This is a genomic window from Paenibacillus sp. LHD-38 (assembly GCF_031157315.1).
In the GTDB taxonomy this organism is placed as follows: domain Bacteria; phylum Bacillota; class Bacilli; order Paenibacillales; family Paenibacillaceae; genus Pristimantibacillus.
Window position 1 is genome coordinate 18192 of sequence record NZ_JAVIFU010000068.1, and the last position, 9601, is coordinate 27792.

Annotated in this window: 8 protein-coding genes; all 8 read left to right on the plus strand. The window is 48.1% G+C overall.

The window, feature by feature from the left end; translation table 11 throughout:
• Positions 1 to 159: 159 nt before the first annotated feature.
• Positions 160 to 735 (plus strand): bifunctional pyr operon transcriptional regulator/uracil phosphoribosyltransferase PyrR, encoded by a 576-nt coding sequence (pyrR, locus tag RCO25_RS31395; protein ID WP_309000009.1) that lies wholly within the window; start codon positions 160 to 162, stop codon positions 733 to 735.
• Entirely contained in the window at positions 732 to 1631 is a 900-nt protein-coding gene (locus tag RCO25_RS31400; protein WP_309000010.1) for an aspartate carbamoyltransferase catalytic subunit, read from the plus strand. The genes pyrR and RCO25_RS31400 overlap by 4 nt, the downstream gene beginning before the upstream one ends.
• Before the next feature lie 42 nt (positions 1632 to 1673).
• The gene (locus tag RCO25_RS31405) at positions 1674 to 2960 is read left to right on the plus strand and encodes a dihydroorotase (RefSeq protein WP_309000011.1); all 1287 of its coding nucleotides are present in this window, start codon (positions 1674 to 1676) and stop codon (positions 2958 to 2960) included.
• 61 nt (positions 2961 to 3021) lie between these two features.
• Entirely contained in the window at positions 3022 to 4167 is a 1146-nt protein-coding gene (locus tag RCO25_RS31410; protein ID WP_309000012.1) for a carbamoyl phosphate synthase small subunit, read from the plus strand.
• Positions 4154 to 7378: a carbamoyl-phosphate synthase large subunit gene (gene carB, locus RCO25_RS31415; protein ID WP_309000013.1), complete on the plus strand. Its 3225-nt coding sequence runs from the start codon at positions 4154 to 4156 to the stop codon at positions 7376 to 7378. The genes RCO25_RS31410 and carB overlap by 14 nt, the downstream gene beginning before the upstream one ends.
• A gap of 139 nt (positions 7379 to 7517) precedes the next feature.
• Positions 7518 to 8255 (plus strand): orotidine-5'-phosphate decarboxylase, encoded by a 738-nt coding sequence (gene pyrF / locus RCO25_RS31420; protein ID WP_309000014.1) that lies wholly within the window; start codon positions 7518 to 7520, stop codon positions 8253 to 8255.
• Positions 8248 to 8895, plus strand: coding sequence for an orotate phosphoribosyltransferase (gene pyrE, locus RCO25_RS31425; RefSeq protein WP_309000015.1), 648 nt, complete (start codon positions 8248 to 8250; stop codon positions 8893 to 8895). The genes pyrF and pyrE overlap by 8 nt, the downstream gene beginning before the upstream one ends.
• 120 nt (positions 8896 to 9015) lie before the next feature.
• On the plus strand, positions 9016 to 9601 hold a 586-nt coding region (locus RCO25_RS31430), incomplete at its 3' end, for an HTH domain-containing protein (RefSeq protein ID WP_374992198.1).

The following is a 9601-nucleotide window of genomic DNA, read 5'->3' on the forward strand; positions in this document are numbered from 1 at the left end:
GAGAAGAATAGGACAGCCTAATTTGCAGCTTTCTGTGACGAGAGCTGCGACGGCCTGTACCCTATCTCTTCATGACTTATCACAAGCTCCTTGCGATTATTGCAAGGAGCTTTTTGTCGCAACCTGGCATTTGGGCGATAATGGAAGGAGTCAGCGGAAATGACGGAAGAAGAGCATTTAATCATCATGGATGAAACGGCGATTCGCCGCGCATTAACGCGAATTGCTCACGAAATTGTAGAGAAGAACAAGGGGATCGACAATTGCGTAATCGTAGGCATTCGAACCCGGGGAATCTACTTGGCGCGTCGGATCGCGGAACGTATCGGTGAAATCGAAGGCAAACCGGTGCTTGTAAGCGAGCTTGACATTACGCAATACCGTGATGATCGGAAGGCGGCCATCTCAGCGGATATAGAGGTTGCGGCCGCAATCGGCGATACGGACGGCGTGCCCTTCACTGTTCAAGACAAACGAATCATTTTGTTCGACGATGTGTTGTATACCGGACGTACGATTCGAGCGGCAATGGATGCGCTTATGGACTGCGGACGCCCGCAAAGCATCCAATTGGCGGTGCTTGTTGACAGGGGACACCGAGAGCTGCCGATTCGACCTGATTTTGTCGGAAAGAACGTGCCGACCTCTAAGCAGGAGCAAATCGAAGTGGCATTGACTGAAATCGACCAAATTGATCAGGTCACCATCATTAACCAGAGGGGGCAAGCCGGATGACGATGACTCAGCTTAAACAACGGAGTTTGCTCGGATTAAAAGAGCTAAGCAAAGATGAGATTGAATCGATTCTTGATCGAGCTGCATATTGGGAAAATCATTCAACTAAGGTTCACAATACGATGCAAGGCAAATTTGCAGCCAATATGTTTTTTGAGAACAGCACGCGTACACGCTTTTCGTTCGAGGTTGCGGAGAAGCGCCTTGGAACAGAAGTGTTGAACTTCTCGGCCGCAGTATCAAGCGTACAGAAGGGCGAATCCATTTACGATACGGTTCGCACGCTTGAATCGATGGGGATCGACGTAGGTATTATCCGCTTGAAGCCGATAGGCGTTCTTGCAGAGCTGGCGACAAAGATCAAAGTTCCATTAATCAACGCTGGTGATGGCAATAATGAGCATCCTACGCAGGCACTGCTTGATATGTATACGATGAGGAAGCATTTTGGACAACTTAAAGGTTTGACCGTGACGATTGTCGGCGACGTGCTGCACAGCCGTGTTGCAAGATCAAACCTATGGGCGCTGCAAAAATTCGGAGTGAAAGTGAACTTTTGCTCACCGCCGAATATGCAAGCCACCGACCTGGATGTTTCTTATGTCACCATAGATGAAGCTTTAAAATCAGATGTGGTCATGATGCTTCGAGTACAGCTTGAGCGTCATGAGAGCGGCATGTTGAGCTCGGCCGAAAGTTACCGCGAGCATTTCGGACTAACGGTTGAAAGAGCAAGCAAGCTTGCAAATCATGCAATTATCATGCACCCGGCACCGATCAACCGCAACGTAGAAATTGACGATGAACTGGTGGAACATCCGCAATCACGAATTTTCCCGCAAATGGAAAATGGGGTGCCGATTCGCATGGCAGTCGTAGAACGCGCACTTAGCTAACAACAGCAACATAGACCAAACGAATCCGGAGGGTAAAACAATATGTCATTATGGATTATTAACGGTAACGTATGGAACGAAACTTTCGGGAACCTGGAAAGTAAACATATCCGCATCGAAAATGGGAAAATCGAAGCTATTATAGACGGCGCGCAAACGCCAGATACTGGGAGCGCAGAAGTTATCGATGCGCAGGGCAAGCTAGTATCAGCTGGCTTTATTGATATGCATGTCCATCTGCGTGATCCTGGTTTTGAATATAAAGAAGATATCGCGACCGGCACGCGTTCTGCTGCAAAGGGCGGCTTTACAACGATCGCATGCATGCCGAACACTCGTCCAGTAACGGACACAGCTGAAACTGTTCGCTACATCACGAACAAAGCAGAACAGGTTGGCGTTGTGAAGGTACTGCCTTATGCATCGATCACCAAAAATGAACTGGGCCGCAAGCTGACGGATTTTGCTTCGCTTAAGGAAGCAGGCGCAATTGGCTTTACGGATGACGGAGTAGGTGTCCAAAACGCTCAAATGATGAAAAACGCCATGGCTTTGGCAAAATCAATGGATATGCCGATTATCGCTCACTGCGAGGATGATACCTTGGTTGAAGGCGCTTGGGCATCGGAAGGCGAGTTTTCAAGAAAGCACGGCTTGAAAGGGATTCCGAATGAATCAGAAGCGATTCATGTCGGAAGAGATGTTTTGTTAGCGGAAGCGACTGGCGTTCATTACCATGTATGCCATGTAAGCACGGAGCAATCGGTACGGCTTATTCGCCTGGCGAAGCAAATCGGAGTGCGAGTAACTGCTGAGGTTTGCCCGCATCACCTTCTGTTGTCTGACGAGGATATTCCGGGTCTTGATGATGCGAATTGGAAAATGAATCCGCCTCTACGCACACCGCGAGATGTTCAAGCGGTCATCGAAGCGATCGAGGACGGTACGATTGATATGGTTGTAACGGACCATGCGCCGCATAGCGCGGAAGAGAAGGCGCGCGGCGTTCAGCTAGCACCTTTTGGCATCGTTGGTTTCGAAACGGCATTCCCGCTTTTGTATACCAAGTTCGTACAAACGGGCAAATGGACGCTTGGCTTCCTCTTACAGCGTATGACTGCAGATCCTGCTCGAGTTTTCCGTCTGCCAACGGGTCGTTTGGAGCAAGGAGCGCCTGCTGACGTGACAATCGTGGATTTGAACAGTGAGCGTTCGGTAGATCCAAGCACCTTCGCTTCAAAAAGCAATAATACGCCTTTTGGCGGCTGGAAGCTTAGCGGCTGGCCAGTGGCTACCATCGTTGACGGCGCTGTCGTTTGGTCGGAATAACAACATTTAACTACTACTTAAGCTAATATATGGAACAATCAACACCTGAGGAGTGATACGGATGCAAGCAAGATTATTGTTGGAAGACGGTACGTTGTTTACGGGCCTTTCGTTTGGTGCAGAAGCGCAAATGATGGGCGAGGTTGTATTTAATACAGGAATTACGGGTTACCAAGAGGTTCTCTCCGATCCGTCCTACTGCGGTCAAATCGTAACGATGACTTATCCGCTAATTGGGAACTACGGCATCACGCGCGATGATTTCGAAGCGGTCCGTCCATTTATTCACGGCTTCGTCGTGCGTCGTCATGAAGAATTGCCAAGTAACTGGCGCGCGCAATATTCGCTTGGTCAGCTTCTTAAGGAATACGGCATTCCAGGCATAAGCGAAATCGATACACGTATGCTTACTCGTAAACTTCGTAACTACGGAACAATGAAGGGCCTTATCACTACAGGAAACGAACGCGTTGAGGAGCTTGCTGAGCGTCTGAACATCTCTAAGCTGATGACAGATCAAGTAGCCCGCACATCGACACCTAACGTTTTCTCGAGTCCCGGGGAAGGCGAGCGTATCGTTCTTGTTGACTTCGGTGCAAAAAGCGGTATTTTGCGCGAGCTTACAAAACGCGGCTGCGATGTGGTTGTCGTACCTCATAATACAACTGCAGACGAAATTCGTCGCTTAGCTCCTGACGGCATTCAATTGTCGAATGGCCCTGGGGATCCGAAGGACGTACCTTACGCGGTAAAAATGATTTCCGAGCTGCTTGGAGAATATCCAATATTTGGAATTTGTTTAGGACATCAGTTGTTCGCCCTTGCTTGCGGCGCTGAAACGACAAAGTTGAAATTCGGACACCGCGGCGGAAACCACCCGGTTAAAGAGCTTGCGACTAATCGCTGCTACATTACTTCACAAAACCACGGATATACGGTACTTGAAGATTCGGTAAACAACACACCGTTGTCTGTTACGCACATTAATAACAATGACCGCACGATCGAAGGACTTAAACACAATACATTCCCTGCTTTCTCGGTACAATATCACCCGGAAGCAGCTCCTGGACCATACGATTCCAGCTACTTGTTTGATGAGTTCCTGCAAATGATCCGTACGCACAAGAAAAATAACCCACAAAAACCTCGTCAAGCTGTGATATCGGAGACGTTGAAAGGAGAGCTTCAGTATGCCCAAAAATAATGAACTCAAAAAAATTCTCGTGATCGGTTCCGGTCCAATTGTCATCGGACAAGCGGCGGAATTCGACTATGCCGGCACTCAAGCTTGCCAAGCGCTCAAAGAAGAGGGCTACGAGGTTGTACTAATAAACAGTAACCCTGCAACAATTATGACGGATACGAATATGGCTGACAAAGTTTACATCGAGCCAATCACTCTTGATTTCGTATCTCAAATTATCCGCCAAGAACGTCCGGATGGACTTCTTCCAACACTTGGCGGACAAACTGGTCTTAACATGGCGGTTGAACTGGCACGCGCTGGTGTTCTTGAACGCGAGAACGTGAAGCTGCTCGGTACGCAGCTGACAGCGATTGAAAAAGCAGAAGACCGCGATTTGTTCCGCGACCTGATGCGCGAGCTGGAACAGCCTGTACCTGATAGCGATATCGTAACAACGGTAGAAGATGCCGTGAATTTTGCGAACACGATCGGATATCCAATCATTGTGCGCCCTGCTTATACGCTCGGCGGAACAGGCGGCGGTATTTGTGCGAATGAAGAAGAGCTTCGCGAGACTGTTGCTTCCGGCATTCGTTACAGCCCGATCAGCCAGTGCTTGATCGAGAAATCGATCGCAGGCATGAAGGAAGTTGAGTACGAGGTTATGCGCGATGCGAACGATAACTGTATCGTCGTGTGCAACATGGAAAACTTTGACCCGGTTGGCGTGCATACAGGCGATAGTATCGTTGTAGCGCCTAGCCAAACGTTGTCTGATCGCGAGTATCAGATGCTTCGTTCCGCATCTTTGAAAATCATTCGCGCTCTAAACATCGAGGGCGGCTGTAACGTACAGTTCGCGCTTGATCCGCAAAGCTATCAATATTATGTAATCGAGGTAAACCCACGTGTAAGCCGTTCTTCAGCGCTTGCTTCCAAAGCGACAGGTTACCCGATTGCAAAAATGGCAGCAAAAATCGCAATCGGCTACACGCTTGATGAGCTAGTAAATCCGGTTACGGGCCAAACATACGCATGCTTCGAGCCTACACTCGACTATATCGTATCGAAAATCCCGCGCTGGCCTTTTGATAAATTCGTAAACGCGAACCGTAAGCTGGGTACGCAAATGAAAGCAACCGGAGAAGTTATGGCAATCGGCCGTACTTTTGAGGAATCGATCCATAAAGCAGTCCGCTCGCTGGAAATCGGAGCTCACCGTATTCACTTGAAGGAAGCTTCCTCTTTAGAAGACGCGGTGCTTCGTTCACGCCTTGAGAAACCGGATGATGAGCGCATGTTCCTAGTAGCGGAAGCGTTCCGCCGCGGTTACAAGCTTCAAGATATTCAAGATCTTACAAACATCGACTGGTGGTTCCTTGATAAAATTGAGCAAATCATTGCCTTCGAAGATCGTATGCGCAGTGAATCAACGTTGACCGAGCAAACGCTGTATGAAGCTAAACGCAAAGGTTTCTCTGACCGTTCGATCGCAGAGATTCGTAAAGAAGGTTTCCCTAACGGCAGCCATACAACAGAAGACGATGTACGCGCACTACGCGTGAAGCTTAACTTGAAGCCGGTATATAAAATGGTAGATACTTGCGCGGCTGAATTTGAAGCTACTACGCCTTACTACTACTCCACATATGAAGTGGAGAATGAAGTAACGGTTACCGAAAAGCAAAAGGTTCTCGTGCTTGGCTCGGGTCCAATTCGGATCGGTCAAGGCATTGAGTTCGATTATTCAACGGTTCACGCCGTATGGGCCATTCAAAATGCCGGCTATGAAGCCGTTATTATTAACAACAACCCGGAAACGGTGTCCACTGACTTCAGCACTTCGGACAGACTGTATTTTGAACCGCTGTTTTTCGAGGATGTTATGAATGTCATTGAACAAGAAAATCCAATCGGCGTTATCGTGCAATTCGGCGGTCAAACAGCGATTAACCTGGCAGCACCGCTTTCCAAAGCAGGCGTACGCATTCTAGGCTCTAGCCTTGAGAGTATTGACGCAGCGGAAGACCGCAAGAAGTTCGAAGCTCTGCTTCGCAGCCTGAATATCGCGCAGCCTGATGGTAAAACCGTAATCTCGGTTGATGAAGCAGTTATCACTGCTCAGGGCCTAGGTTATCCGGTACTTGTTCGACCGTCTTACGTCCTTGGCGGTCGTGCCATGGAAATCGTATATTCTGACGAAGAACTGCTAAGCTACATGGAAGTCGCCGTGAAGATCAACCCAGAGCATCCAGTATTGATTGACCGCTATATGCTGGGCAAAGAAGCAGAAGTTGATGCGATTTGCGATGGCGATATCGTTATTATTCCAGGAATTATGGAGCATGTTGAACGCGCTGGTGTTCACTCCGGCGACTCGATTGCGGTATACCCGCCACAATCACTTTCGGAAGAAATTAAGCAGCAAATCGTTGACATCACGATCAGCATTACGAAAGCACTGAATGTAATCGGACTTGTTAATATCCAGTTCGTCATTCACCAAGATAAAGTTTATGTAATCGAAGTTAATCCGCGTTCGTCGCGTACGGTTCCATTCTTGAGCAAGGTAACGAACATTCCAATGGCTAACCTAGCGACAAAAGCTATACTGGGGACGAAGCTCGCTGACCTCGGTTATGTAGAAGGCTTGTGGCCGGAAGATGAATACGTATCGGTCAAAGTACCTGTCTTCTCATTCGCGAAGCTGCGCCGCGTAGACCCGACGCTTACTCCGGAAATGAAATCAACTGGTGAAGTAATGGGACGCGATGTTCAGTATGCGAAAGCACTTTATAAAGGTCTTATCGGCGCAGGAATGAAAATTCCGACATCAGGTGCCATCATTGCTACCGTAGCGGATAAGGATAAAGAAGAAGCAACGGAATTGCTTCGCGGTTTCTTTAACCTCGGATACAAAATCATTGCAACAGGCGGAACGGCAAAAGCATTGGAAGAAGCCGGCTTAATCGTTACGACTGTTAATAAGCTAAGCGAAGGCTCGCCGAACATTCTAGATCTTGTACGCGAAGGGCAAGCACAGTTTGTCGTTAATACGCTGACAAAAGGTAAAGCTCCTGAACGTGACGGATTCCGGATTCGTCGTGAAGCGGTTGAGAATGGCGTTGTTTGTATGACATCGCTTGATACGGTACGCGCATTGCTTGTGATGCTCGAAACGTTGAACTTCTCATCGCGCTCAATGCCGGTGCTGCTTCAAAAGAAATAAGCTCATCGCAGCTTAAAAGTACGGCCAGCGTTAATTGCTTCGCTAAGTTCCTCAGGATTACATTTCTGAAGGAGCTTAGCATGAAGCAAACGTATGGCCGTTTATTATGCAAATCAGCAAAGAAATGGAGTGATCCCGGATGAAGTTGACAAACGAGCAAGCGGCTGGACGGATTATGGTAGCGCTGGATTACCCTGATGCAGCTGCAGCTGAGCGTTTAATTACAGAGCTGCAAGGCATTACTTGTTATATGAAGGTTGGGATGCAGCTTTTTTACGCTGCAGGGCCTTCATTTGTGCAGAGCTTGAAAGAACGGGGCTACCACGTTTTTCTTGATGTGAAAATGCATGACATTCCCAATACGGTTAAAGGCGGAGCTGGCAGCGTAACAAAACTTGGCGTCGATATGTTCAACGTTCACGCAGCAGGCGGCAGCGCGATGCTGGAAGCCGCGCTTGAGGGCGTAGATATCGCGATTACCGGCAGCGGACTTCGTAAGCCCGCGGTAATCGCAGTAACACATTTGACAAGTACCAGCCAATCCATGCTAAATGAGCAGATTGGGATTAGCGGGTCCGTAGAAGCTGCCGTTATCCGCTATGCAGAACTGACAAAAAAAGCTGGCTTGGACGGCGTAGTCGCATCTCCTTCCGAGGTTGAAGCGATTAAAGCGGTATGCGGAGCATCCTTCAAAACGGTAACCCCGGGCATTCGTCCAGCGGGCTCCGAGGTCAATGACCAATCGCGGATCATGACGCCAAGCGAGGCTTTGCGTCAAGGTACTGACTATATGGTTATCGGCCGTCCCATTACAGCGGCACCAAGCCCTAGAGCGGCATTAGAATCCATTATTGAGGAGCTGACTTCCTATGAGTAAAGTAACATTGACCGAATTGCCTGACCAAATTGCCAAAAGCCTGCTAGAAATCGAAGCGGTTGCGCTTCAACCGAATGATCCTTTCACGTGGACTTCCGGCATCAAGTCGCCGATCTATTGCGATAATCGACTTACCATGACTTATCCGGAAATTCGTGATCTCATCGCAGAAGGATTTGCTACAATCATTCGTGAACGCTATCCAGACGCTGAGGTCATTGCAGGAACTTCGACTGCGGGCATTCCACATGCGGCATGGGTTGCACAAAAGCTAAATTTGCCAATGGCCTATATTCGCGATAAAGCCAAAGGTCATGGCAAACAAAACCAGATCGAAGGCAAAGTTCTACCTGGCCAAAAGGTCGTTGTTATTGAGGATTTAATCTCAACAGGCGGCAGCTCCATAAAAGCAGCGCTGGCTGTAAGAGAAGCAGGTGCGGAAGTGTTGGCGGTTCTCGCTATTTTTACTTATGAATTCGATAGCGCAAAGCAAGCATTTGAGGCTGAACAAGTACCGCTTGCTACGTTGTCCAACTATAGTGCACTGATTCAGTCAGCAGTTGAGCTTGGCAAGGTTGCAGCTGATGATGTAGCAACTCTGCAGGCTTGGAGACAGGATCCTCAATCCTTTGGGAAATAGTTATCCGACCATAAAAAGGCGTGCTCTCTAAACTGGTACCCATACACTGGACACTTAGAAAAAGTGTTTAGCGTATGGGTCCTTTTTTGTATACTGGAATGAACAGTTGGGAGCGAGCTTATGAGTAAAAAACACTTCAATAAAAACGAGCAGGAACAATTAGAAAACAATCCGTTTATCGTACGGGTAAGTGATAAATCGATTACTTACTCAGATGAGTTCAAACGTCTGTTTATCGAGCAATACCTATTAGGTTGTTTACCTCGAGAGATTTTCGAAACCAATGGATTTAATGTGGATGTGCTCGGGATAAAACGAGTGGAGCAGTGTGCGGACCGTTGGAAGAAAGCTTACGAAGAAAACGGGATCATTGGATTAGCAGACTCACGCAAAGAAGCCGTTTTACGACCTTTAAAACGGAAATTGACTCCCGACGAGATCATTGCCAGACAGGAAGCGAAGATTAGACTTTTGGAGGATCAACTGGATTATGTAAAAAAGTTAGACAGGAAAGAAAGGAGGCTAACAGCAGACGGGAAAAACCTAAGCAAGAGTGAACGGTTTGAACTTATTCAGGAAGCTGTACAACTAGGCCTAGGGCGAATGACACGTTATTTCTGCCAACTACTGGACGTCTCTCGCTCTGGCTATTACAACTACCTGAGCTCTGCTGACAAGCGCCAGGAGCGTGCGCTAGTGGATGAAC